The organism is Streptomyces sp. NPDC058812 (genome assembly GCF_042744565.1).
Taxonomy (GTDB): domain Bacteria; phylum Actinomycetota; class Actinomycetes; order Streptomycetales; family Streptomycetaceae; genus Streptomyces; species Streptomyces thinghirensis.
Map to the genome: position 1 here is coordinate 14,598 of NZ_JBHYOB010000011.1, position 22,824 is coordinate 37,421.

At 72.6% G+C, this 22,824-nt stretch carries 23 protein-coding genes and 1 pseudogene; 13 read left to right on the forward strand and 11 right to left on the reverse strand.

The annotated features are described in order from the left end of the window. Positions 1 to 104 precede the first annotated feature (104 nt). Positions 105 to 1,037, reverse strand: coding sequence for a Ppx/GppA family phosphatase (locus ACFW48_RS22910; protein WP_386317391.1), 933 nt, complete (start codon positions 1,035 to 1,037; stop codon positions 105 to 107). 71 nt (positions 1,038 to 1,108) lie between these two features. On the opposite strand from ACFW48_RS22910, the gene ACFW48_RS22915 reads away from it, so the two are divergent. Next, positions 1,109 to 1,921: a hypothetical protein gene (locus ACFW48_RS22915; RefSeq protein ID WP_386317393.1), complete on the forward strand. Its 813-nt coding sequence runs from the start codon at positions 1,109 to 1,111 to the stop codon at positions 1,919 to 1,921. 7 nt (positions 1,922 to 1,928) lie between these two features. Here the strand turns inward: ACFW48_RS22915 and ACFW48_RS22920 are convergent, their stop codons facing one another. Continuing rightward, complete coding sequence (locus tag ACFW48_RS22920; protein ID WP_386317395.1) at positions 1,929 to 3,749, reverse strand: hypothetical protein; 1,821 nt, start codon at positions 3,747 to 3,749, stop codon at positions 1,929 to 1,931. A gap of 235 nt (positions 3,750 to 3,984) precedes the next feature. On the opposite strand from ACFW48_RS22920, the gene radA reads away from it, so the two are divergent. Both radA and disA read left to right on the forward strand, forming a co-directional pair. Beyond that, complete coding sequence (gene radA / locus ACFW48_RS22925; protein WP_386317397.1) at positions 3,985 to 5,394, forward strand: DNA repair protein RadA; 1,410 nt, start codon at positions 3,985 to 3,987, stop codon at positions 5,392 to 5,394. A gap of 81 nt (positions 5,395 to 5,475) precedes the next feature. Further along, complete coding sequence (gene disA, locus ACFW48_RS22930; RefSeq protein WP_121748391.1) at positions 5,476 to 6,600, forward strand: DNA integrity scanning diadenylate cyclase DisA; 1,125 nt, start codon at positions 5,476 to 5,478, stop codon at positions 6,598 to 6,600. 78 nt (positions 6,601 to 6,678) lie between these two features. On the opposite strand, the gene ACFW48_RS22935 is transcribed toward disA, so the two are convergent. Continuing rightward, positions 6,679 to 7,524 (reverse strand): hypothetical protein, encoded by an 846-nt coding sequence (locus ACFW48_RS22935; protein WP_386317399.1) that lies wholly within the window; start codon positions 7,522 to 7,524, stop codon positions 6,679 to 6,681. Between the two features lie 175 nt (positions 7,525 to 7,699). Here ACFW48_RS22935 and ACFW48_RS22940 point away from each other — a divergent pair, with 175 nt between their 5' ends. Continuing rightward, complete coding sequence (locus tag ACFW48_RS22940; protein ID WP_386317401.1) at positions 7,700 to 8,359, forward strand: phosphatase PAP2 family protein; 660 nt, start codon at positions 7,700 to 7,702, stop codon at positions 8,357 to 8,359. 4 nt (positions 8,360 to 8,363) lie between these two features. Here ACFW48_RS22940 and ACFW48_RS22945 read toward each other — a convergent pair whose 3' ends face one another. Further along, positions 8,364 to 9,035 carry a response regulator gene (locus ACFW48_RS22945; RefSeq protein WP_386317403.1) on the reverse strand — a complete coding sequence of 224 codons (672 nt, stop codon included), beginning with the start codon at positions 9,033 to 9,035 and terminating at the stop codon, positions 8,364 to 8,366. Further along, positions 9,032 to 10,696 (reverse strand): histidine kinase, encoded by a 1,665-nt coding sequence (locus ACFW48_RS22950; protein ID WP_386317405.1) that lies wholly within the window; start codon positions 10,694 to 10,696, stop codon positions 9,032 to 9,034. Before ACFW48_RS22950 ends, ACFW48_RS22945 begins: the two co-directional genes overlap by 4 nt. 119 nt (positions 10,697 to 10,815) lie before the next feature. Between ACFW48_RS22950 and ACFW48_RS22955 the strand changes: the two genes are divergently transcribed. From ACFW48_RS22955 to cseC, 5 genes are all read left to right on the forward strand, one after another. Continuing rightward, positions 10,816 to 11,811 carry an A/G-specific adenine glycosylase gene (locus ACFW48_RS22955; protein WP_386317407.1) on the forward strand — a complete coding sequence of 332 codons (996 nt, stop codon included), beginning with the start codon at positions 10,816 to 10,818 and terminating at the stop codon, positions 11,809 to 11,811. A gap of 234 nt (positions 11,812 to 12,045) precedes the next feature. Then, positions 12,046 to 12,585 carry a SigE family RNA polymerase sigma factor gene (locus ACFW48_RS22960; protein ID WP_386317408.1) on the forward strand — a complete coding sequence of 180 codons (540 nt, stop codon included), beginning with the start codon at positions 12,046 to 12,048 and terminating at the stop codon, positions 12,583 to 12,585. Beyond that, a complete protein-coding gene (locus ACFW48_RS22965) occupies positions 12,573 to 13,244 on the forward strand; it encodes a hypothetical protein (RefSeq protein ID WP_386317410.1) in 672 nt (223 codons plus the stop codon). Before ACFW48_RS22960 ends, ACFW48_RS22965 begins: the two co-directional genes overlap by 13 nt. Positions 13,245 to 13,446: 202 nt before the next feature. Beyond that, positions 13,447 to 14,151, forward strand: a complete 705-nt coding sequence (gene cseB / locus ACFW48_RS22970) for a two-component system response regulator CseB (RefSeq protein ID WP_386317412.1) — start codon at positions 13,447 to 13,449, stop codon at positions 14,149 to 14,151. A gap of 24 nt (positions 14,152 to 14,175) precedes the next feature. Then, on the forward strand, positions 14,176 to 15,531 hold the full coding sequence (gene cseC / locus ACFW48_RS22975) for a two-component system sensor histidine kinase CseC (RefSeq protein WP_386317414.1): 1,356 nt from the start codon (positions 14,176 to 14,178) through the stop codon (positions 15,529 to 15,531). A gap of 61 nt (positions 15,532 to 15,592) precedes the next feature. On the opposite strand, the pseudogene ACFW48_RS22980 reads toward cseC, so the two are convergent. Next, a pseudogene (locus tag ACFW48_RS22980) lies at positions 15,593 to 15,694 on the reverse strand (AraC family transcriptional regulator); the annotation flags it as partial. Positions 15,695 to 15,775: 81 nt separating this feature from the next. Between ACFW48_RS22980 and ACFW48_RS22985 the strand changes: the two are divergent. Continuing rightward, positions 15,776 to 16,249, forward strand: a complete 474-nt coding sequence (locus ACFW48_RS22985) for a hypothetical protein (protein ID WP_386317416.1) — start codon at positions 15,776 to 15,778, stop codon at positions 16,247 to 16,249. Positions 16,250 to 16,266: 17 nt separating this feature from the next. Here ACFW48_RS22985 and ACFW48_RS22990 read toward each other — a convergent pair whose 3' ends face one another. Beyond that, positions 16,267 to 16,536, reverse strand: a complete 270-nt coding sequence (locus ACFW48_RS22990) for a DUF397 domain-containing protein (protein ID WP_386317418.1) — start codon at positions 16,534 to 16,536, stop codon at positions 16,267 to 16,269. After that, positions 16,496 to 17,344: a helix-turn-helix domain-containing protein gene (locus tag ACFW48_RS22995; protein ID WP_386317420.1), complete on the reverse strand. Its 849-nt coding sequence runs from the start codon at positions 17,342 to 17,344 to the stop codon at positions 16,496 to 16,498. Before ACFW48_RS22995 ends, ACFW48_RS22990 begins: the two co-directional genes overlap by 41 nt. 95 nt (positions 17,345 to 17,439) lie before the next feature. Here ACFW48_RS22995 and ACFW48_RS23000 point away from each other — a divergent pair, with 95 nt between their 5' ends. After that, complete coding sequence (locus ACFW48_RS23000; RefSeq protein ID WP_386317422.1) at positions 17,440 to 17,880, forward strand: ATP-binding protein; 441 nt, start codon at positions 17,440 to 17,442, stop codon at positions 17,878 to 17,880. Between the two features lie 8 nt (positions 17,881 to 17,888). Here ACFW48_RS23000 and ACFW48_RS23005 read toward each other — a convergent pair whose 3' ends face one another. After that, positions 17,889 to 18,410: a hypothetical protein gene (locus ACFW48_RS23005; protein WP_386317423.1), complete on the reverse strand. Its 522-nt coding sequence runs from the start codon at positions 18,408 to 18,410 to the stop codon at positions 17,889 to 17,891. Between the two features lie 104 nt (positions 18,411 to 18,514). On the opposite strand from ACFW48_RS23005, the gene ACFW48_RS23010 reads away from it, so the two are divergent. After that, positions 18,515 to 19,288: an SAM-dependent methyltransferase gene (locus ACFW48_RS23010; RefSeq protein ID WP_386317425.1), complete on the forward strand. Its 774-nt coding sequence runs from the start codon at positions 18,515 to 18,517 to the stop codon at positions 19,286 to 19,288. 64 nt (positions 19,289 to 19,352) lie between these two features. Here ACFW48_RS23010 and ACFW48_RS23015 read toward each other — a convergent pair whose 3' ends face one another. Next, positions 19,353 to 21,014, reverse strand: coding sequence for an MDR family MFS transporter (locus ACFW48_RS23015; RefSeq protein ID WP_386317427.1), 1,662 nt, complete (start codon positions 21,012 to 21,014; stop codon positions 19,353 to 19,355). 148 nt (positions 21,015 to 21,162) lie between these two features. Here ACFW48_RS23015 and ACFW48_RS23020 point away from each other — a divergent pair, with 148 nt between their 5' ends. Beyond that, entirely contained in the window at positions 21,163 to 21,762 is a 600-nt protein-coding gene (locus ACFW48_RS23020) for a TetR/AcrR family transcriptional regulator (protein WP_386317428.1), read from the forward strand. Positions 21,763 to 21,771: 9 nt separating this feature from the next. Here ACFW48_RS23020 and ACFW48_RS23025 read toward each other — a convergent pair whose 3' ends face one another. Further along, positions 21,772 to 22,449, reverse strand: coding sequence for a M23 family metallopeptidase (locus ACFW48_RS23025; RefSeq protein WP_386317430.1), 678 nt, complete (start codon positions 22,447 to 22,449; stop codon positions 21,772 to 21,774). Positions 22,450 to 22,824 lie beyond the last annotated feature (375 nt).

Below are 22,824 nucleotides of genomic sequence, written 5' to 3' on the forward strand. Positions count from 1 at the left end.
GCCGTTGTGGTGATTGACGTACGGCGGGTGCGGGGCGGTCCGTGGTCGCTCGCGCCCGCGCGGCGGAGCCGCACATCGATACAGCCCCACGCCCCTTTGGGGCGCTACACCGGGCCCATGTGGTCGAGGCGCCGGAGGATGACTCCCTCCCTGAGCGCCCACGGGCAGATTTCCAGGCTCTCCACGTGGAAGAGGTCCATCGCGGCCTCGGCGACCAGGGCGCCCGCCAGGAGCTGGTTCGCGCGGCCCTCGGAGACGCCGGGGAGCTCGGCGCGCTCGGCGGTGGTCATGGCGGCCAGGCGGGGCACCCAGGCCTCCAGGGAGGCCCGCTTCAGCTCGCGCTGGACGTAGAGGCCCTCGGCGGAGCGGGCGGCACCGGCGATGCGGGCCAGCTGCCGGAAGGTCTTGGAGGTGGCGACCACGTGGTCGGGGGCGCCGAAGCGGCTGAAGTCGCCGACCGTGCGGGCGATCTCGGTGCGGACGTGGCGGCGCAGCGCCCGGACGTCGTCCGGGTGGGGCGGGTCGCCGGGCAGCCGGGCGGCGGTCAGCCGGCCCGCGCCGAGCGGCAGCGACACGGCGGTGTCGGGCTCCTCGTCGATGCCGTAGGCGATCTCCAGGGAGCCGCCGCCGATGTCGAGGACCAGCAGCTTGCCCGCGGACCAGCCGAACCAGCGGCGGACGGCGAGGAAGGTGAGCCGGGCCTCCTCCGCGCCGCTGAGGACCGCCAGCTCGACGCCGGTCTCCTCCCGCACGCGCGCGAGGACGTCGTCGGCGTTGCTCGCCTCGCGCACGGCGGAGGTGGCGAACGGCAGGAGGTCCTCGACGCCCTTGTCCTCGGCGGCCTGGAGCGCCTCCCGGACGACGGCGACCAGCCGGTCGACACCGTCGGGGCCGACCGCGCCGTCCTCGTCGAGGAGCTGGGCGAGGCGCAGTTCCGCCTTGTGCGAGTGGGCGGGCAGCGGGCGCGCGCCCGGGTGCGCGTCCACCACCAGCAGATGCACCGTGTTCGAACCCACGTCGAGGACACCGAGTCTCATGTACGGAACGCTACTGCCAGCGGGGAGTGCGGTGGTGCCGGCATCCGGCCCGGGCGACTTACCCTGGAGCCGTGCCAAAGACGAAAAAGGCGAAGGACGAAAAGTCGACCAAGAAGGACAAGAAGCACAAAATGGGCGACGAGAAGGGCCTCGACTTCGCGCGCGCGTGGGTGGAGTTTCCGGATCCGGCGGACGACGAGCAGGTCTTCCGGTGCGATCTGACATGGCTGACCTCCCGCTGGAACTGCATCTTCGGCAGCGGCTGCCAGGGCATCCAGGCGGGCCGCGCGGACGACGGGTGCTGCTCGCTGGGCGCCCACTTCTCCGACGAGGACGACGAGAAGCGGGTCGCCGAGCACGTGGCGCGGCTCACGCCGGACGTCTGGCAGCACCACGCCGAGGGCACGCGGGACGGCTGGACCTCCGAGGACGACGAGGGCTCCCGGCAGACCCGGCCCTTCCAGGGCTCGTGCATCTTCCAGAACCGGCCCGGCTTCGCCGGGGGCGCGGGCTGCTCGCTGCACATCCTGGCCCTGAAGGAGGGCCGGGAACCGCTGGAGACCAAGCCGGACGTGTGCTGGCAGCTACCGGTCCGGCGGACGTACGAGTGGATCGACCGGCCCGACGACACCCGCGTGCTGCAGGTGTCGATCGGTGAGTACGACCGGCGCGGCTGGGGCCCGGGCGGGCACGACCTGCACTGGTGGTGCACCTCGGCGACCTCGGCGCACGGCGCGGGCGACCCGGTGTACGTCTCGTACCGGCCGGAGCTGATCGAGCTGATGGGCAAGGCGGGCTACGACCGGCTGGTCGAGCTGTGCGAGGAGCGGCTGGCCTCGCAGTTGCCGCTGGTGGCGCCGCACCCGGCGGACCCCGCCCGCTGAACCCGTCCTACGAGGTGGACGGGCTCGGGTCGCCGCCCTCGCCGGGCGGCGGTGACGAGCCGCCCGTGCCGCCGGTGGGCGACGGGTCCTCGGTGGGTGTCGGGTCCGGGTCGGGCGACGTGGGCGACGGGTCGTCCGTGGGTGACGGGTCGGGAGGCGCCGAGGTCGACGGGGACGGATCCGGGTCCGGGCCGGGGTCGGACGGGGGCGGGGAGTCGTCGGGGGTACTGGGGCGCGGTCCCGGGTGGGAAGGGCTGGGCGCGGTGCCGTAGCCCTCGATGGAGACGACGGCGCCGGCGGGTGAGACGGCCACCCGTGCGCTCCAGTGGCCCGACGGTTCCCGCAGGTGGTCGACGTACACCTTGATCGTCAGCGTCTCGCCGGGGTCGAGGGTGCCCGACGACTGGCTCAGGTACAGCCAGGAGGCCCCGGTGGACGCGGACCAGCGCACCGGTGCGTCGCCGGTCGCGGTCAGGGTGACGAGCGTGGTGTCGCCGTCGTGGCCGGCCGTGACGCCCAGGCGGCCGGCGCCCTTCTCGCCCGCGCCGGAGACGCTGACGACCTCCACGGAGACGTCGGCCTTGCCGTTCCTGCCGAAGCGGGTGCCGGGGGTGGTGCCCGCGTTGCCGGCGTTCTCGTAGCCGTGGCCGCCGCCCGCGGACTCGCCGTCCGGGCCGTCGGGCTCCTGCGCCTCGCTGGCACTGGCCGAGCGGCCGTCCTCGCCCTCGACCACCGGGGTGCCGCGGTAGGCCGCCCACAGGGCGAGCACGGGGGCGGCGACGACGGTGGCCACGACGGTCGTGGTGACGGCACGCGCGCGCAGGCGGTCGCGCCGGGCCGCGCGGTCCTTGGGGTCCATCGGGAAGCCGCGCCGGTCGAAGCGGGGTGCCGCGCCCCGCGCGCGCGGGAGGTGCGCCATGGCGACGTGCAGCGCCGCGCGGGGTGCCTCCAGGACGGGCAGCTCGGCGGGCGTCACGCTCGTGCCGGGCCAGCGGCCCGGGATCGCGCGCTCCGCGGTACGGCGGCAGCGCGGGCAGTCGTCGACGTGCCGGACCAGCTCGCGGCGCAGGGCGGCGCTCAGGACGTACTGGTTGTCGCCGGTGAGGCGGGCGACGCCCGGGCAGGTGCCGGTCTCGACGACGGCGAGGGCGGCGCGGGTGCGCTCGACCTCGCAGGCGGCGGAGGCGAGCAGCTCACGGGCGGTGGCCAGGTCCATGCCGAGGACGGCGGCGACCTCGTGGGCGGTGAGGTGGTGGCGCACGGCGAGTTCGAGCGCCTCGCGCTGCTCCGGGGTGGTGCCGGCGGCCTCCGGCCAGGCGAGGAGGGCGAGTTCGCGGCGGTGGCGCTGCTGTTCCTCGTCGTACCCGTCGTCGTACCCGTCGTTCCCGTCGTACCCGTCGCGTCCGTCGCGTCCGTCGTGCGCGGTGGGTGGTGACAGGGGCGCGGGCTGCTGCTGTGCGGTGCGCTGCCGGACGGCGTGGGGGCGGCCCGCCGCGTGACTGCTCGGACGTTTCTGCTTGGCCTCGGCCAGCTTGCGCAGACAGGCCCAGCGGGCCAGCGCGTACATCCACGCCCTGCGGTCCCCGGCGGCCCCCGGGCCGCGGTGGCCGCGGCGCTCGGCGAGCGCCAGGACGTCACCCAGGGCTTCGGTCGCGGCGTCGTGGTCGCAGAGCACGGACAGGCAGTACGTGAACAGGCCGTCCAGATACGCGTCGTAGCGCGCGGGCGGCCGCTGCGCCAGCGTGCGCGCCGCGGTGCGGTCACGCGCTTCCCGGTGCGCCCGGTGAGCGCCGGTCGTGCGGGTCGTGGTCTCCGGACTGCTCCTCATCACTCGGCGACCGTAGGGGGCTATGGGTGGCGCGAACTGGCGCATTGGGCCCTTTTAATCCGTACGGGTGAAACGATCCCTCATAAGGGGACAGGAAGCCGGAGTTCCGTGGCCGGTTCAGGGTGCCGGGTGGTCCGTTCGGGGAGCCGGGCGGTCCGTTCAGGGAGCCGGATGGTCCGTTCGGGGTGCCGGAGGGGCGGCACGGGTTGTCAGTGGGGGCGGTTACGGTTCGTGCATGGCTGCCCGTGCGAAGTCCACCAAGGAACGGCCGTCCTACCGCTGCACCGAGTGCGGCTGGCAGACGGCCAAGTGGCTCGGCCGCTGCCCCGAGTGCCAGGCCTGGGGCACGGTCGAGGAGTACGGCGCCCCCGCGGTCCGTACGACGACGCCGGGGCGCGTCACCACCTCCGCGCTGCCCATCGGCCAGGTCGACGGCCGTCAGGCGACCGCCCGCTCGACCGGCGTGCCCGAGCTGGACCGGGTGCTCGGCGGCGGACTGGTGCCCGGCGCCGTGGTGCTCGTCGCGGGCGAGCCCGGCGTCGGCAAGTCCACGCTGCTGCTGGACGTGGCGGCCAAGGCGGCGAGCGAGGAGCACAAGACCCTCTATGTCACGGGTGAGGAGTCGGCGAGCCAGGTGCGGCTGCGCGCCGACCGCATCAAGGCGATCGACGACCATCTGTACCTCGCCGCCGAGACCGACCTCGCGGCGGTGCTGGGGCATCTGGACGCGGTCAAGCCCTCCCTGCTGATCCTGGACTCCGTGCAGACGGTGGCCTCCCCCGAGATCGACGGCGCCCCCGGCGGCATGGCGCAGGTGCGGGAGGTGGCGGGCGCGCTGATCCGCGCCTCCAAGGACCGCGGCATGTCCACCCTGCTGGTGGGTCATGTCACGAAGGACGGGGCCATCGCCGGCCCGCGGCTGCTGGAGCACCTCGTGGACGTCGTGCTTCATTTCGAGGGCGACCGGCACGCCCGCCTGCGCCTGGTGCGCGGCGTCAAGAACCGGTACGGCACCACCGACGAGGTCGGCTGCTTCGAGCTGCACGACGAGGGCATCACCGGCCTGACCGACCCCAGCGGACTGTTCCTCACCCGCCGCGCGGAGCCCGTGCCCGGCACCTGCCTGACCGTCACCCTGGAAGGCCGCCGCCCGCTGGTGGCCGAGGTGCAGGCGTTGACCGTCGACTCCCAGATTCCGTCCCCCCGGCGCACCACCTCCGGTCTGGAGACCTCCCGCGTGTCCATGATGCTGGCCGTCCTGGAGCAGCGCGGCCGCATCAGCGCCCTGGGCAAAAGGGATATCTACAGCGCGACGGTCGGTGGTGTGAAGCTGTCCGAACCGGCCGCCGACCTCGCCGTCGCGCTCGCCCTCGCCTCGGCCGCCAGCGACACCCCGCTGCCCAAGAACCTCGTCGCGATCGGCGAGGTCGGCCTCGCCGGTGAGGTGAGACGGGTCACTGGCGTGCAGCGCAGGCTCTCCGAGGCGCACCGCCTGGGCTTCACGCACGCCCTGGTGCCGACCGACCCGGGCAGGGTCCCCGACGGCATGAAGGTCCTGGAAGTCGCGGACATAGGGGACGCCCTGCGGGTGCTTCCGCGCTCGCGTCGGCGAGAGGCCCCACGGGAGGACGAGGACCGCCGGTAGACTTTGCCCTGGTCTCGCCCGTCCGTACGACCGAGTGTGCGACAGGGGAGCGCCTGAAGAACCTGCGACCGGAGGAGTGCAGTGGCAGCCAACGACCGGGCAGCAGCTCCCGGAAAGTCCGGTGGGAGTGCCGGTGCCGATGGCCTGATGCGCGCCTCGCTGAGCGCGGTGGCGCCCGGCACGCTCCTTCGGGACGGCCTGGAGCGGGTCCTTCGCGGCAATACCGGCGGCCTGATGGTGCTGGGCTCCGACAAGACCGTCGAGTCGATGTGCACCGGCGGTTTCGTACTGGACGTCGAGTTCACCGCGACCCGGCTGCGCGAGCTGTGCAAGCTCGACGGCGGCATCGTGCTGTCCTCGGACCTGTCCAAGATCCTGCGGGCCGGCGTGCAGCTGCTTCCGGACCCGACCATCCCCACCGAGGAGACGGGCACCCGGCACCGTACGGCGGACCGGGTCAGCAAGCAGGTCGGCTTCCCCGTCGTCTCCGTGTCGCAGTCGATGCGGCTGATCGCGCTCTACGTCGACGGCCAGCGGCGCGTGCTGGAGGACTCCGCGGCGATCCTGTCCCGTGCCAACCAGGCCCTGGCGACCCTGGAGCGCTACAAGCTCCGCCTCGACGAGGTCGCGGGCACGCTGTCGGCGCTGGAGATCGAGGACCTGGTCACCGTCCGGGACGTCTCCGCGGTCGCCCAGCGGCTGGAGATGGTGCGCCGCATCGCGACCGAGATCGCCGAGTACGTGGTGGAGCTGGGCACGGACGGGCGGCTGCTGGCGCTCCAGCTGGACGAGTTGATCGCCGGCGTGGAGCCCGAGCGCGAGCTGGTCGTGCGGGACTACGTGCCCGAGCCGACCGCCAAGCGCTCCCGCACGGTCGAGGAGGCGCTCGCCGAGCTGGACAAGCTCAGCCACGCCGAGCTGCTCGAACTGTCCACGGTGGCCCGAGCGTTGGGCTACACCGGATCTCCGGAGACCCTGGACTCCGCGGTGTCGCCGCGCGGCTTCCGGCTGCTGGCGAAGGTCCCGCGGCTGCCCGGCGCGATCATCGACCGGCTGGTGGAGCACTTCGGCGGCCTGCAGAAGCTGCTCGCCGCCAGCGTGGACGACCTCCAGACGGTGGACGGCGTCGGCGAGGCGCGTGCGCGCAGCGTGCGAGAGGGTCTGTCGCGGCTTGCGGAGTCGTCGATCCTGGAGCGGTACGTCTGAGGACTGGAGCGGTACGTCTGAGGACTGGCTGAGTCGGCGCGGCCGGGGCCGCGCCGGCGCCGGGCCCTCGTCGGGGGCTCAGTCGCTCTTCAGCACGAACGACGTCCGCACCTTCTCGAACCCGGCCACCTTGGCCTCCACCAGGTACGTCCCCGCCTTGGCGGACCCCGCCGGAGGCGTCCCGCACTCGGGGGCGCTCGGCTTGCGGTCCCACTTCACGGTGTAGGCGATGCCGCTGCCGGCGGCCACCCGGTACCGCAGACTCCCCGCGCCCTTGACGCAGTCGTCGGAGGACCAGTACGCGTCGTCGCCCTCGGCCGGCGTGATCGTCAACACCGCGTGCTTCGGGCCGAGATCGACCTTGCAGTCGCTGCCGGAGGTGTTCCGCGCGGTCAGTTCGAAGGTGGGGGTCTGACCGGGCGTGTAGTTGTTGCGGACACTGCGCAGGCTCAACTTCACCGCGCCCGGGGCGCAGTTGGGAAGGCTCGAACCACCCGGCAGCGCGTCGTCCGTGCCGACACCGGTCGCGGCCCCGCCCGCGGAACCGCCTCCGCCGGCACTGCCGGACCCACCGGACCCGTCGCCGCCGCCACCGGACCCGTCGCCGGAACCGGACCCGTCGCCGTCGGAGCCCGAACTCGAATCCGACCCAGAACCGCTGGAGTCCCCGCTCCCCGACTCGTCGCGCCCGCCCGGCGCCTCACTGATCGCCGGCCCGGAACCCGAGGGCCCCGGGGTGATCGAGGGCGCCGGATTCTTGCCGTTCGCGCCGTCCTCGCGGCCATTGCCGCCGCCACCGCCGCCGGCGACCACGATCCACGTGATCAACAGCGCCAACAGGGCGAACAGGGACAGCAGTACGGCCCTCCGTCGCCAGTAGATGGAGGAGGGAAGCGGCCCGACCGGATTGCGCAGAGATCCCACGGCGCAAACTGTACGAGAGATCGGCGCGTTCCCTTGTCCCACCCGCCGTTCAGGGCCGCAACTTTTACGGATCATCATTCCGGAGACCGCTCCGGACCCCCTGTCGATCGTCAGGTGCCGCACATGTCGATCGCAGGGTGTGACCGAATCACCCGGCCGCCTACCGTCCGTGAGCATGACCTTCGAGGACGACGAGCTGTACCGCGACATCACCGACTTCGCCCACGACACCCCGACATGGGTCCAGCACGCGGCGGAGGTGTGGACGGAAGCGGGAATCCTGGTGTTCGGCGCGCTGTTCGCCGTCGCCTGGTGGCGGTCGCGCCACGGCAGCCCAAAGGCGTTCGCGACAGCGGTCCTCGCACCCGTGGCCACGGCTGTGGCGTATGTGTGCAGTGAGCTGCTCAAGTCCGGTTTCACACAGGAGCGTCCGTGCCGGGCGGTCGCCGAAGCGGTGCCGTCCCTGGCCGCATGCCCACCGACCGGTGACTGGTCCTTCCCGAGCAACCACGCGACGATAGCGGGCGCTTCGGCCGTCGCCCTGGCCCTGGTCCGGCGGGCGGTCATCCGGGTCACGGCCCCGCTCGCCCTGCTGATGGCCTTCTCCCGGGTCTTCGTCGGCGTGCACTACCCGCACGACGTCACCGCCGGGCTGCTGCTCGGCGCCGCCGTCGCCGCCACGGCCGTACTCCTGGGCAGGCGTCCGGCGACGCGGCTGGCCGAGGCGATGCGCGCGTCGTCGGCGCCCGCGGTGCGGTGGCTGACCGGGCCGGGCCCGGCCGCCGCTCCCGGCGCCGCGTACGTCACCTCGCACCGGCGGCGTCGAGGCGCGTAGGCGTTCAGGCGTCCGGCTCGACCAGTCCCGCCTCGTACGCGACGATCGCGGCCTGGACCCGGTTGCGTACCCCGAGCCGGTCCAGGACCGCGCTCACGTACGCCTTCACCGTGCCTTCGACGAGATGCAGCCGGGCGGCGATCTCCGGATTGGACAGGCCGGCGCCGACGAGGCCGAGCACCTCGCGTTCGCGGGGGCTGAGGCGCGCCACGCGCGCGCGGGCGTGTTCCTCGCGGGCGAGCCGGCCGCCACCACCGCCCCTGCCGAGGTCCTCGACGACGTACCGGGCGACCTTCGGGGAAAGGAAGGCGGCGCCCTCGGCCACGGCCCGTACGCCCGCCATCAGTTCGTAGGGGTCCCCGGACTTGAGCAGGAAGCCGGTGGCACCGCCGGCCAGGGCCTGGGCCACGTAGGACTGTTCGGAGAAGGTGGTCAGCATGGCGACGGCCGTGCCGGGGACGGTCCGCACGATCTCCCGCGCGGCCGCGAGTCCGTCCAGGCGGGGCATGCGGATGTCCAGCAGGGCGACGTCGGGGCGGTGGGCACGGGCCAGTTCGACCGCATCGCGGCCGTCCCCCGCCTCGGCGACGACCTCGCTCTCCCCGCCGCTCGCCAGGATGGCGCACACGCCGGCCCGCACCATCGCCTCGTCGTCGGCCAGCAGTACCCGGATCACCGTGCGGACTCCTCGTGTCGCTCGTATGGCTCGCGTCCCTCGCCGGACGGTCCGGCGCGGGGGATGACGTCCTTGGCGGCCAGGCGCCCCTCCTCGTCGAAGCAGAGCCGGAAGTGGTCGACGGAGACGAGGAGTTCACCGCTCGACCGGTAGTAGCGGCAGTCGGCGTCCTTCGGGGGCGCCGGGGCGCGTTCGACGGGCGGGTCGTTGACCGCGCGGTCCGGCAGTACGGGGGCGACCGCGTCGTACGGCGTGCCCGGGCGCAGTTCCGCGTACGCGGCGGGGCTGAGCACCGAGTGCGTCTCGGTGTACGCGTACCAGCCGAAGGCGGCGCCGACCAGGACGACGCCCGCACCGGCGGCGGCGCCCAGGCCGAGGGCGACGCGGCGGCGGGCGCGGGCGAAGGGCGCCGAGGGGGCGGCGGGCCGGGCGGCGGGGGCGGGTGTCCGCTGTGCGGGGACGTGCGCCCGGACGCGGAAGCCCTCTCCGTACGGCCCCGCGCTGAAGTCGCCGCCGACCGAGGCGACGGCGGCGCGCAGCCCGAGCAGGCCCGAACCGCCCGACGAAGGGGACGCCTCCTGGGCGGCCGGTCCGTTGGTGACGGTGACCGTCGTGCCGCGGGCCTGCCCGGTGACCGCTACGACGACGGGGGCGCCCGGCGCGTGCCGGGCCGCGTTGGTCAGGGCCTCGCGCACCACCCGGTGCAGCAGGCGTTCCGCGATGCCGCCGGGTTCCGGGGCCGGGGTGGTGGCCTCGTTCCGCGGTTCCCAGCGGACGGGGAGGCCCGATGCGGCGGCCCGGGCGACGAGGTCCTCGACGCTCTCGCCCGCCGGGGCCAGCGGGGCGGGTTCGTCGTCGACGGACACCTCGCGCAGTACGCCGATGATGCGGTGCAGGCGGTCGGTGGCGTCGGCGGCGGCGCCGCGCAGGTCGGCCGCGGCGGCACGGTGGCCGGCGGCGAGGCCCGGTGCGACCTGGAGGGCGGCGGCGCGCAGGGCGAGCAGGCTCAGTTCGTGGCCGAGGGAGTCGTGCATGTCCTGGGCGATCCGGGCCCGTTCGCGCAGTCTGGCCCGTTCCTCGGCGTGCCGCTGTTCGTCCTCCAGCCGGGCGGCCCTGAGCCAGCCGGCCTCGGCGAGCGCCCGGCTCTGCCGCCAGTAGCGTCCGCCGAGCCAGGGGAAGACGCAGCCGAAGAGCAGCGTGCCGGTCGTCAGGACCAGCCACTCGGGCGCCGGGTCGACTCCGACCAGCGCGATCCGCGCCGTGCCGGCGACGCCGGCACCGACGAAGCCGGCCACCGCGGGCCGCGGCCGCGGCGCGCGCAGGCCGAGCAGCAGGGCGAAGACACCGAGGGCGGGGCCGTAGGAGACGCTGAACAGAGCCGGGGTCGCGGCGAGGCTCAGGCCCGCCGTCAGCGCGAAGGCGGCGAGCGGCTGCCGCCGGGAGAGCGCGACGGCCGCGGCGAGCACTGCCAGGCCGGCCAGCTGCTGCCACAGGGGCCGCGGCTCGTTCATCCCGAGCCGGTCCGCGGTGACCGCGGGGAGGGATAGGGCGGCCCAGAGGAGAGCGCCGCTGCCGAGGGCGGCGAGGCGGGCGGGCCCGACGCCCCGGCCGACGCGCCCACCGCCGACCCCGGCGGCGTCGGCCGGGCGGGTTCCGTTCACGGGGCCGACGCTACAAGCGGGCGGCGGGGCGGCGCCCCTGTCGATCGTCAGGGGTCGTGGCCGATACCGGGTGGCGGTGCGCCCGCGCGGTGGTCCTCCCGTGGCAGGATCGGAGGGTCATGACTGCGCCCACGAAGCCCTCGCACAACGGCCCCTCCGACCCCGCCGCGACGCCGGCCTCCGCCGCCGCCTCCGGTGCCCCGGCGTCCGCCGCCGTCCCGGTCGGTGAGCGGGCCGCGTCCGGTGTGCCGCTGCACGCCCCCGTCATCAACTGGTTCGACGAGCACGCCCGCGATCTGCCGTGGCGGCGCCCGGAGGCCGGCGCGTGGGGCGTGATGGTCAGTGAGTTCATGCTCCAGCAGACGCCGGTGAGCCGCGTCCTGCCCGTCTACGAGCAGTGGCTGGCCCGCTGGCCGCGCCCCGCCGACCTCGCCGCGGAGGCGCCCGGCGAGGCCGTCCGCGCCTGGGGCCGGCTCGGCTACCCGCGCCGCGCCCTGCGCCTGCACGGCGCCGCCGCGGCCATAACGGAACGGCACGGCGGCGACGTACCGGCGGACCACGCCCAGCTGCTGGCGCTGCCCGGCATCGGCGAGTACACGGCCGCCGCGGTCGCCTCCTTCGCCTACGGCCAGCGGCACGCCGTACTGGACACCAACGTCCGCCGGGTGTTCGCCCGCGCGGTCACTGGTGCGCAGTACCCGCCGAACGCCACCACCGCCGCCGAGCGGAAGCTGGCGCGGGCACTGCTGCCGGACGACGAGGCGGACGCGGCCCGCTGGGCGGCCGCCTCCATGGAGCTGGGCGCGCTCGTCTGCACGGCGAAGAACGAGTCGTGCCACCGCTGTCCGATCGCGGCCCAGTGCGCCTGGCGGCTGGCCGGCAAGCCCGCGCACGACGGGCCGCCACGGCGCGGCCAGACGTACGCGGGTACCGACCGGCAGGTGCGCGGCCGGCTGCTCGCGGTGCTGCGGGAGGCGCACGGGCCGGTGCCGCAGGCGGCTCTCGACCAGGTGTGGCACGAACCGGTCCAGCGCGCACGGGCCCTGGACGGCCTCGTCGCCGACGGTCTGGTGGAGCCGCTGGCGGACGGGCTGTACCGGCTGCCGCTGAGCTGACGTACAACCGGAGCACAGCGGTGGCGGGTGCTTCCGTGACAGCTCACATATCGGACGAATCACCTGTTGTCGGTGCCAAGTGGGCTGTCGTTCAAGCCGGTTCCGACGTCCGTTACACAACCGACGGACAGCCGAGGGCCCCCCGCAGGCTGCTTCGCACAGCGCCGTGACAACGCTTCCCTACCTTCGTTTTCGTGCCCCGCAGGCACAGCAGGGCTACGGATCGGAAGGCGGTTGACCATGGGCGAGGTGCTCGAGTTCGAGGAGTACGTCCGTACCCGGCAGGACGCGCTGCTGCGCAGCGCCCGGCGCCTGGTCCCGGACCCCATCGACGCCCAGGACCTGCTGCAGACCGCGCTGGTGCGCACGTACCGCCGCTGGGAGACCATCGAGGACAAGCGGCTGGCCGACGCCTACCTGCGCCGGGTGATGATCAACACCCGTACCGAGTGGTGGCGGGCGCGGAAGCTGGAGGAAGTGCCGACCGAGCAGCTCCCGGAGTCGTGCGTGGACGACTCCACCGAGCAGCACGCGGACCGCGCCCTGCTGATGGACGTCATGAAGGTGCTCGCCCCGAAGCAGCGCAGCGTCGTGGTGCTGCGACACTGGGAGCAGATGTCAACGGAGGAGACCGCCGCCGCCCTCGGCATGTCGGCGGGAACGGTCAAGAGCACGCTGCACCGGGCGCTCGCCCGGCTCCGCGAGGAGCTGGTCGCCCGCGATCTGGACGCACGGGCGCTGGAGCGTGAGGAGCGGGAGCGTTGCGCGGCCTGACCGTCGGTCGATCATCCGGGGGCGCCCGGAGGAGTACGCAGGCGGCGAGTACGGCGGTGGCCGTGCTCGTCGCCCTCGGCCTTTCCCTCTCCGGCTGCGGCGCGGGCGGCACCGGCGCCCGTGACGAGGGGCCGGCCCACGCGGACGCGGTGGCGGGCGCCGCCTCCTCCTCGCCCGCGGCCTCCCCCTCCGAGGTTCCCGACCGCGTGGACGCGGTCCGGCTCGTCAAGGCCGACCCCAAGGTCTCCGCGGAGGTCAAGCGCGAGCTGAAGCCGTGCGTCGCCGACGAGTACCCCGTCGACGTGTCGTACGGGACGCTGACCGGAGGGTCGGGATCGGCCGAGGACGTCGTCGTCAACGTGCTGACGTGCGGTGACGCGGTCGGTGTGGGCAGTTACGTGTACCGCGAGGAGGACGGCGCGTACCAGAATGTGTTCAGGGCCGAGGAGCCGCCGGTCTACGCGGAGATCGACCGCGGCGACCTGGTGGTGACCAAGCAGGTGTACGAGAAGGGCGACCCGGTGTCCAGTCCGTCCGGCGAGAACGTGATCACGTACCGCTGGGCCTCGGGCCGGTTCGCCGAGGAGTTCCGCACCCACAACGACTACAGCAACGCCGCCGGGAACGTGCCGACCCCTGTCCCGGAACCGGACAGCTGACGCGCGCGGCGAGAGAACCGGTCGGGCCGCGTGAACCGATCGGGCCACTCGGACCGATGGAGACATGAGGACCCCGATGGACACATGAACACCGGCGGAGACATGAACCGCGGCGGAGACGTGAACCCCGGCGGAGAAATGAACGCGGCGCACGCCCCCCGCGTCTACCGAGTGACCGCACACGAGGACTGAGAGCACCCGGATGGCAGACCAGACCCACGTCCTGTTCGTCGAGGACGACGACGTCATCCGCGAGGCCACCCAGCTCGCCCTGGAGCGGGACGGCTTCGCGGTCACCGCGATGCCCGACGGGCTGTCGGGCCTGGAGGCGTTCCGGGCGGACCGCCCCGACATCGCGCTCCTCGACGTCATGCTCCCCGGTCTGGACGGCGTCAGCCTGTGCCGCCGGATCCGGGACGAGTCCACCGTGCCGGTGATCATGCTGTCCGCGCGGGCGGACTCCATCGACGTCGTACTGGGGCTGGAGGCCGGCGCCGACGACTACGTCACCAAGCCGTTCGACGGAGCCGTGCTGGTCGCCCGGATCCGCGCGGTGCTGCGCCGCTTCGGGCACGCGGGCGGCGGCGACCGGGGGGACGCGGGGGCCGCCGCCGACACCGGGGGCGTGCTCGCCTTCGGCGAGCTGGAGGTCGACACCGACGGCATGGAGGTGCGCCGGGCCGGGCGGCCGGTGGCGCTCACCCCGACCGAGATGCGGCTGCTGCTGGAGTTCTCCTCCGCGCCGGGCACGGTGCTCTCGCGCGACAAGCTCCTGGAGCGCGTGTGGGACTACGGCTGGGGCGGTGACACCCGCGTCGTCGACGTCCATGTGCAGCGACTGCGTACCAAGATCGGTCAGGACCGTATCGAGACGGTCCGCGGCTTCGGCTACAAGCTGAAGGCCTGAGCGGGGATTCGGGGATACAGGGACATGCGGGGGTTCTTCCGTACGAGGCTGAGCATCCGTACCGGGCTGCGCTGGAAGCTCAGCGCGGCCATCGCGCTGGTCGGCGCGCTGGTGGCGGTCGTGCTGAGCCTGGTCGTGCACAACGCGGCCCGGGTGTCGATGCTGGACAACGCGCGTGACCTCGCGGACGACCGGGTCCTGATCGCCCAGCGCAACTACGAGCTGTCCGGACGGCAGAACTTCCCGAACGCCAAGATCGACGACCCCGAGCTGCCCGCGGAGCTGCGCCGCAAGGTCGAGAACGGGCGGCGGGCGACGTACGTCTCCGAGCGGGCCGACGGGGTGACGGACATCTGGGCCGCCGTGCCGCTCAAGGACGGGCACGTGATGTCCCTGCACTCCGGGTTCACCGACCGCAGCGCGGACATCCTCAAGGACCTCGACCAGGCCCTGGTCATCGGCTCCATCGCGGTCGTCCTCGGTGGCAGCGCGCTCGGCGTGCTCATCGGCGGCCAGCTGTCGCGCCGGCTGCGCAAGGCCGCCGCCGCCGCGCACCAGGTCGCCAACGGCGAGCCGGACGTCCGCGTGAGGGACGCCATCGGCGGGGTCGTCCGGGACGAGACCGACGACCTCGCGAGCGCCGTGGACGCGATGGCGGACGCCTTGCAGAAGCGGCTGGATGCCGAGCGCCGGGTCACCGCGGACATCGCGCACGAGCTGCGCACCCCGGTGACCGGCCTGCTCACCGCCGCCGAGCTGCTGCCGCCGGGCCGCCCGACCGAGCTGGTCCTCGACCGCGCGAAGGCGATGCGGACGCTGGTCGAGGACGTCCTGGAGGTGGCCCGGCTCGACGGGGCCTCGGAGCGGGCCGAGCTGCAGGACATCATGCTGGGCGACTTCGTGTCCCGGCGGGTGGCGGCCAAGGACCCGGACGTGGAGGTGCGGGTGATCCACGAGTCGGAGGTCACCACCGACCCGCGACGCCTGGAGCGCGTGCTGATCAACCTGCTCGCCAACGCGGCACGGCACGGCCGGCCCCCCGTCGAGGTCAGCGTCGAGGGCCGGGTGATCCGGGTCCGCGACCACGGGCCGGGCTTCCCCGAGGCCCTCCTCGCCGAGGGCCCGAGCCGCTTCCGCACCGGCAGCACGGACCGGGCGGGCCGCGGGCACGGTCTGGGCCTGACCATCGCGGCCGGTCAGGCGCGGGTACTGGGCGCCCGGCTCACCTTCCGCAACGTACGGCCCGCCGGCGCCCCGGAGCACGTACCGGCCGAGGGCGCGGTCGCCGTGCTGTGGCTGCCGGAGCACGCACCGACGAACACCGGGAGCTACCCGATGCTGCCGGACCGCGCCAAGAGCGGCTCTCCGGGCCGGTCCTAGGTTGGTCCCATGCCGTACGGGCGTTCCTGCGGCTCCCGGAGGAACCGGACACGGTACGCCTCTTGAAGGCGCGCAGGAAGTGATACCGGGAGTACCCCGCGTGCGCGGCCCAGTCCCGGTCCATGGCGTCCTTCGCCGGCCGCAACTGCCGCAGCTTGTCCATACGCCGATGGTGGCACGGGGCACTGACGGTGGCCGGTGGAGGCGCGGGCGGTGTCAGAGGCCGTCCGTAGCCTGGGGCGCCATGGGGATACGGATCGACGCAGAGGTGAGTTACCCGGTCAACGACGAGGTGGAGCGGGTGCTTGGGTTGGCCGAGGCCGTCGGTGAGCCCGTCACGGTCACGTTCGTGTGGGAGGGAGGCCGGCCTTCGGAACACGCGGTGCTCGTGCCCGCGGCGACGCTGGCGCTGTGGGAGCACTGGGCTCCCGCCGCCTACCCGCCGAGGGTCGCCGCCGACCGGGCCGGGCCGGAGGAGAGGGAGGAGCCGGAGCTGGCTCATCCGGCGGAGTACGGCGCCTTCACGCTCTACCGCCGTCGCGTCGGAGGACGCACGGCGGTCGCCCGCGACGGCGTGGTGGTCGCCGAGCTCCTGGACCCGGGCGAGGCGCACTGGCTGGAGGAGACGGCCCGCAATGTCCGCCAGGGCTTCATGGACCCGAAGCAGAAGGCGGCGTTCGAGGAGTTCCTTGCCCGGCAGGCCGCCCTGGAGGAGTGACCAGCGCGGCGGCGGCGCTAGCGCAGACCGCCGACGAACGCCTGCCAGGCACCGGCCCCGACGGTGACGACCGGGCCGGACGGATTCTTGCTGTCGCGCACGGGGACGGCACCGGTGGGGCAGTTGTCAGCTACCTCGACGCAGTCGCCGCCGTTGGGGCCGCTGTACGAGGAGGTGCGCCAGGCGGCGCCGCCGGTGACGGTGCACTCGACGCATTCGCCGCCGGTGTTCCCGCTGTAACTGGACTTACGCCACTGGGTGTTCCTCAAGCTGGGAGCCGTGTCCATAGCGTTCCTCCATCACCCGCATGATCAGTTCCGCCGAATCCTCCACGGAGAGGGCGGCAGCCTGCAAGCGAGCGTAACGGAGAGCGGCTTCCCTGATGGTCTCCGGATTGGCCGTCATGTGGCCGGAGATGATGTCCTCGGTGTAGACGATGTCCGGGTTGTCGTCGAAGCGCATGGTGGTGAATGAACCAGCGAGGCTGGCGTGTGCCCCCGCCTCGTTCGGCAGCACCTGCACATGCATCCACCGGTGACCGGCGAACTCCAACAGCCGGGCCAGTTGCCGCCGCATGACCTCGCGCCCACCGATCGGCCGGTGCAATACCGCCTCGTCCAGCACCACCCAGGCCAGCGGCGGCTGTTCACGCTCCAGAATGCGCTGGCGTTCCATCCGGGCGGCCAGCAGGCCTTCCAAGTCGTCCGGCATGCCAGTGGCGAGCACCGCCCGCGCGTACTCCTCCGTCTGCAACAGCCCGTAGACCAACTGCGCCTGATACGTCGAGATGTACGCCGCCTTCGCCTCCATCTCTGCGTACGGCTGAAACCACGTGGGGAGTTGGCTGCGCAGCACCAGCCCGATCAGCCGCGAGAACAAACCGTCCGTGCCCAGCGCGGCGTCCACCCGCTCGGAGAAGTCCCGCGTCGGGACCTTCTTCGTGGTCTCGATCTGGCCGACCAGTGAACCGGTACAGAAGATGATCTCGCCGAGCTGGCCCTGCCGGAGGCCGTGCGCCTCGCGCTGGCGGCGCAGTTCCCAGCCGTAGTAGTCGAGCGGGGAAGCGGTCGGGTCGAGGGACTGGATGTTGGCCACTGCGGCACCTCACTCCGGGACTGCGGACGGCAACACCTCACGGCGTTCGTTCCTGTGCGTAGTCGAGCGTACGCAGTGCGTCGCAGCCTTGTGATGTGAATCATGCAACCGGTCCGCAGGCGGCGGACGTTGAGAGCCAGTACCACGCCGAGTTCGCCATGGGCGCGCACTCGGCCCGTCATCTGCGCCGCGTACTGCGGCTGTACCTCGTCCGCTCGGGCCTGCGGGACGTGGCCGACGCCGCCGAGCTGGCGCTCACGGAGCTGGTGGCCAACGTCGTACGGCACGTGCCCGGCCGCCGCTGCCGGGTGTGCTTCCTGCTGTACCCCGGTGGAGTGCGCGTGGAGGTCGCCGACGGCTGCCCGAAGCTGCCTGTGCCGGTGGCAGCCGACGCGCTGGGCGAGGGCGGGCGCGGGCTCGTGATCGTCGGGACGGTGGCCGACCGGTGGGGCGTCACGCCGTACGCCGACGGGCAGGGCAAGACGGTGTGGTTCGAGTGCGTCAGCCGCGCGGTTCCGTCGGCGCCGCCTCCGTGACCGAACCCTCAGCCCGCCGCGTGGCGTGCGGCGACGAGGCGTACCTCCTGGGCGGCGCCCGCCGGCTCCAGCAGCATGATCCCGGCCTCGTGTCCCTCGTGGTGGACGCGCAGGCGCGGGCCGTCGACGAGTACGCGCAGCTCCGGCCATGGGTGGCGCCACAGCAGTGCGGAACGCTCCCACAGTTGCAGGCCGTGGCTGGTCACCAGGAGCTGGTACTGCGGGCCCTCGTGCGCTGCGGGCGGTGTGTGCTCGCGGTAGGGAGGCCGGACGGTGTAGGTGCCGAGGACCTTCTCGCCCGGCTCCAGGGCCTCGTCGCGCACGGCGCGCCGCCGGACGGTCCGCACCCCGGCCCAGCCCGCGAGCCCGGCCGTCAGCACGGCCGGACCGGCCACCGCCCACCAGGGCAACGAGGCTTTCACGCCCACCAGGACGACCGCGGCGACCGGAAGGACCGCGGTCCCGGCGGCGCCGATCAGCTCCGCCCGTCGGAGAGGTCTTCCGCCGTCTCCTCCGCTGTTTCCATCCATGCCACGCCCCCGGTTTCCGCCCTCCCGGCGTCTCCGCAGCCACCTCCCTAGCCACCGGGCCGGCGAAACCCGGTTGTGCCCGGCAGGGCGATCCGCTTGGGTCCATGGTCGTGACTTCTGTGAGTGATCTCGTACGCCCCGACCGCTATCCGCGCTCCTCCCGCTACGACCCAGCCTGGCTGCTCGGCCTCGACATGGGCCCCAATCCCCTGTGGCTGCTGGAGGACCTCGCCCGGGATCTCGATCTGCGACCGGGGATGCGGATACTCGACCTCGGCTCCGGCAAGGGTGCGACCTCGGTGTTCCTGGCCCGTGAGTACGGCGCCGAGGTCGTCGCGGCCGACTGGTGGATCGCCCCGGAGGAGGCCGCGGCCGTCTTCGCCGGGGCGGGGGTCGGCGACCGGGTGACGGCGGTGCGGGCGGAGGCGCACGCCCTGCCGTTCGAGGAGGAGAGCTTCGACGCCGTCGTAAGCGTCGACGCGTTCGAGTACTTCGGGACGGCGGACAGCTACCTGCCGTATCTCGTCCGGTTCCTGCGTCCCGGTGGGCAGTTGGGTATGGCGACGCCCGCCCTGACGCGGGAGGTGCGCGAGCTGGGGGCCATTCCGCCGCACATCAAGGACGTGGTCGGGTGGGAGGCGATGGCCTGGCACACCGCCGAGTGGTGGCGCTTCCAGTGGGGGATCACCGAGCTGGTGGACGTCACCTCCGCGCGGTTGCAGCAGGACGCCTGGCGGGACTGGCTGCTGTGGGCCCGGGCGGGGGCCGGGCACCGGGCGGGCGGCCGGAGCGCGGACGACCAGGCCGTCATCGACATGCTCACCACCGACGGCGGGGAGTTCCTTTCCTTCGCCCTGGTCACCGCGCGCAGGAGGTGAGGGGCCCACGACGAAGGCCTCCGGGTGGCCGGGGCCGCCCGGAGGCTCTTGTGACAGGCAGGCGTCACACCGCCTCGGTCACCGGCGCCTTCGCCGCGGCCGTGTCGTCGCCGCCGGTCACCGGTGCCTTCGCCGCCGCCGTGTCGCCGTCGCCGTCGGCCGGGGCGTCGGCCGCCTTCGGGCCCGCCCCCTTCAGCGGGACCTCCTTGACGAAGAACGCCGCGACCAGGGCGACCACCGCCACCAGGGCGCCGAGCAGGAACGCGCCGTGGGTGCCGGAGGAGACCGCGTCCTGGTACGCCACGCGCGCCGCCTCCGGCAGCTCGGCCAGGCTCGCCGCGTCCAGCTGCGCCGACTGCTCGGTGACCTCGGAGCCCAGCGCCCCGGCCTTCTCCGCCATGACGTCCTGCACCCGGTGGTTGAAGAGCGCGCCCATGATCGCCACGCCGAAGGAGGAGCCGAGGGTGCGGAAGAGGGTGGTGGACGAGGACGCGACGCCCATGTCCTTCATCTCCACGCTGTTCTGCGCCACCAGCATGGTGATCTGCATCAGGCAGCCCATGCCGAGACCGACGACGGCCATGTACACCCCGGAGGTGAAGCGGCTGGTGTCGGTGTCCATCATCGACAACAGGTACAGCCCGACGGTCATCAGGGCGCCGCCGACCACCGGGAAGATCTTGTAGCGCCCGGTGCTGGTGGTGACCCGCCCGGCGACGATCGACGTGACGAGCATCGCGCCCAGCATCGGCAGGAGCAGCAGCCCGGAGTTGGTGGCGGACGCGCCCTGCACCGCCTGCTGGTACAGCGGCAGGAAGAGGGTGGCGCCGAACATCACGAAGCCGACGATGAAGCCGATGAGGGACATCAGCGTGAAGTTGCGGCTGCGGAAGATGTGCAGCGGCATGATCGGCTCGGCGGCCCGGGTCTGCCAGAACGTGAACCCGACCAGCGCGGCGACGCCGATGCCGATCAGCTCCATGATCCGCGCGGAGGTCCAGGCGTACTCGGTGCCGCCCCAGGTGGTGACGAGCACGATGGCGGTGATGCCGACGGTCAGCAGCGCGGCGCCCAGGTAGTCGATGCGCGCCTGGCTGCGCTTCTTCGGCAGGTGCAGTACGGCGCTGACGGCGACCAGCGCGACCGCGCCGAGCGGGATGTTGATGTAGAAGGACCAGCGCCAGCCCCAGTGGTCGGTGATGGTGCCGCCGACCAGCGGTCCGCCGATCATCGCCAGCGCCATGACGCCGGCCATCATGCCCTGGTACTTGCCGCGCTCCCGCGGCGGTATCAGGTCGCCGATGATGGCCATGACGCCGACCATCAGACCGCCGGCGCCGAGGCCCTGGACGGCGCGGAAGCCGATGAGCTGGCCCATGTCCTGGGCCATGCCGCTGAGCGCCGAGCCGATCAGGAAGATCACGATCGACGTCATGAACGAGCCCTTGCGCCCGTACATGTCGCCGATCTTGCCCCAGAGCGGGGTGGAGGCCGCGGTCGCGAGGGTGTAGGCGGTGACGACCCAGGAAAGGTGCTCCAGGCCGCCCAGCTCGCCCACGATCGTCGGCATCGCGGTGCCGATGATCATGTTGTCGAGCATCGCGAGCATCATCGCGATCATGAGCGCGAGCAGGACCACCCGCACGCTCTTCGGCTGCTTGCCGCCGCCGGTGTCGCCGGCTTGCCCGCCCGGCGCGTCCGTCCCTGCTCCTGGTGTGTCCGTCATCGCTCCCACTCCCCCAGCCACCGCTGTTCCGCTCGCCTGCTTACTTGCCGCCCGGCAAGTTGACTACACTCGGGAAGCTAGACGCGTAACTAGCCGGTCGTCAAGTAAGTTTTTCGGAAAGTGCGTGGAACAGGCGGCGCGTAGGAGGATGGGCGGCACGATGGACGGCACCAAGCAGCAGCGACGCCGCGGGGACACCCGCCAGCGCATCCAGGACGTGGCACTCGAACTTTTCGCCGAGCAGGGGTACGAGAAGACCTCGCTGCGCGAGATCGCCGAGAGCCTGGACGTCACCAAGGCCGCGCTCTACTACCACTTCAAGACCAAGGAAGAGATCCTGGTCAGCATCTTCGGGGATCTCTCACGGCCCATGGAGGACCTGATCGCGTGGGCGCGTGAGCAGCCGCACACCCTGGAGACCAAACAGGAGATCATCCGCCGCTACAGCGAGGCGCTGGCGGGCGCGGCACCACTGTTCCGCTTCATGCAGGAGAACCAGGCGACGGTGCGGGACCTGCGCATCGGCGAGATGTTCAAGACCCGCATGCTCGGCCTGCGCGACAGCCTCATCGACCCGGAAGCGGACCTGGTCGACCAGGTCCGCTGTGTCAGTGCGCTGTTCACGCTGCACGCCGGGATGTTCGTCCTCAGCGACCTCGAGGGCGACCCCGAGGAACAGCGCGCGGCTGTTCTCGAGGTCGCCACCGATCTGGTCACCCAGGCACACCGGGGCTCATCAGGCGCGTAGCCCTGCTCCTCAGACGGTCACGCCCTTGGAGCGCAGGAAGGAGACCGGGTCGACGGCCGAGCCGTAGTTCGGGGTCGTACGGATCTCGAAGTGCAGGTGCGGACCGCTGGAGTTGCCGGTGTTGCCGGACTTGGCGATGGACTGGCCGGTCTTCACGATCTGGCCGGCCTTCACGTTGATCTTGGACAGGTGCGCGTACTGGGAGTACGTGCCGTTGCCGTGCTTGATCACGATCGCGTTGCCGTAGGCGGGGCCGTCACCGGCGCCGTTGCCGCCGGCCTTGACGACGGTGCCGCCGTGCGCGGCGACGACGTTGGTGCCGATCGGCACGGCGAAGTCCTGGCCGCTGTGCTTGGAGGCCCACATGCCGCCGTTCTGGGCGAAGCTCGCGGTGAGCTTGTACTTCTTGACCGGGTCCACCCAGGAGGCGGCCTTCTTCTTGGTGGCCGTCTTCTTGGCGGCGACGGTCTTCGCGCCGGCCTTCTCGGCCTTCGCCGCCTTGGCCTGCGCCGCGGCCTGGGCCTCGACGGCGCTCGCGGCGGTGGAGGTGCTGGAAGCCGCCGTGGTGCCGGTGGCGGCCGCGACCCCGGCTCCCAGTGCGACCGAGGCTCCGATGCCTGCGGCCATCACCGCGGCGCGGGTGCGGATGGTCGTACGGGAAGAACGGGACGTGACACGCGAGAACATTCGAACCTCATGGGGACGGGTGCAGAGGAAAGCCCCTCCGGCGGGACGCACAGGGCGCTCGTCGGGCGGGCTCCACCTTGGTAACCCGGCGGGCCCGAACCGCACAAAGGTGTGACCTACGACGTTATTTAGTACTTCAGCACGAAACTTCACGAGTCTCGACAGAGCCCTCATTCTGGACAAAACCAGCTCAGAGCCCCGGAAACCGACCACCACTCTGGTCCGATGTGTCCGTTTTCGTAGTTCTTGCGGCTTCCACTATTCCTCGTAGTACAGGCCGAATCGCCTGTGCGGCATGTCACCGGCGGCCATGATCGAAGGGCCGGTGAATGTGACGGGGGCTACTCCCGTCCCGGCTAACCCGCCCCCGGCTCA

What these genes read in the sequence shown, in the direction of transcription:
- ACFW48_RS23010 (WP_386317425.1), top strand. Translation starts at nt 18,515, where the DNA reads ATGGTCGTGACTTCTGTGAGTGATCTCGTACGCCCCGACCGCTATCCG.
- ACFW48_RS23020 (WP_386317428.1), top strand. Translation starts at nt 21,163, where the DNA reads ATGGGCGGCACGATGGACGGCACCAAGCAGCAGCGACGCCGCGGGGAC.
- ACFW48_RS22920 (WP_386317395.1), bottom strand. Translation starts at nt 3,749, where the DNA reads ATGAGGAGCAGTCCGGAGACCACGACCCGCACGACCGGCGCTCACCGG.
- ACFW48_RS23015 (WP_386317427.1), bottom strand. Translation starts at nt 21,014, where the DNA reads ATGACGGACACACCAGGAGCAGGGACGGACGCGCCGGGCGGGCAAGCC.
- ACFW48_RS22940 (WP_386317401.1), top strand. Translation starts at nt 7,700, where the DNA reads ATGACCTTCGAGGACGACGAGCTGTACCGCGACATCACCGACTTCGCC.
- cseC (WP_386317414.1), top strand. Translation starts at nt 14,176, where the DNA reads ATGCGGGGGTTCTTCCGTACGAGGCTGAGCATCCGTACCGGGCTGCGC.
- ACFW48_RS23025 (WP_386317430.1), bottom strand. Translation starts at nt 22,449, where the DNA reads ATGTTCTCGCGTGTCACGTCCCGTTCTTCCCGTACGACCATCCGCACC.
- cseB (WP_386317412.1), top strand. Translation starts at nt 13,447, where the DNA reads ATGGCAGACCAGACCCACGTCCTGTTCGTCGAGGACGACGACGTCATC.
- radA (WP_386317397.1), top strand. Translation starts at nt 3,985, where the DNA reads ATGGCTGCCCGTGCGAAGTCCACCAAGGAACGGCCGTCCTACCGCTGC.
- ACFW48_RS22910 (WP_386317391.1), bottom strand. Translation starts at nt 1,037, where the DNA reads ATGAGACTCGGTGTCCTCGACGTGGGTTCGAACACGGTGCATCTGCTG.
- ACFW48_RS22985 (WP_386317416.1), top strand. Translation starts at nt 15,776, where the DNA reads ATGGGGATACGGATCGACGCAGAGGTGAGTTACCCGGTCAACGACGAG.
- ACFW48_RS22990 (WP_386317418.1), bottom strand. Translation starts at nt 16,536, where the DNA reads ATGGACACGGCTCCCAGCTTGAGGAACACCCAGTGGCGTAAGTCCAGT.
- ACFW48_RS23005 (WP_386317423.1), bottom strand. Translation starts at nt 18,410, where the DNA reads ATGGATGGAAACAGCGGAGGAGACGGCGGAAGACCTCTCCGACGGGCG.
- ACFW48_RS22955 (WP_386317407.1), top strand. Translation starts at nt 10,816, where the DNA reads ATGACTGCGCCCACGAAGCCCTCGCACAACGGCCCCTCCGACCCCGCC.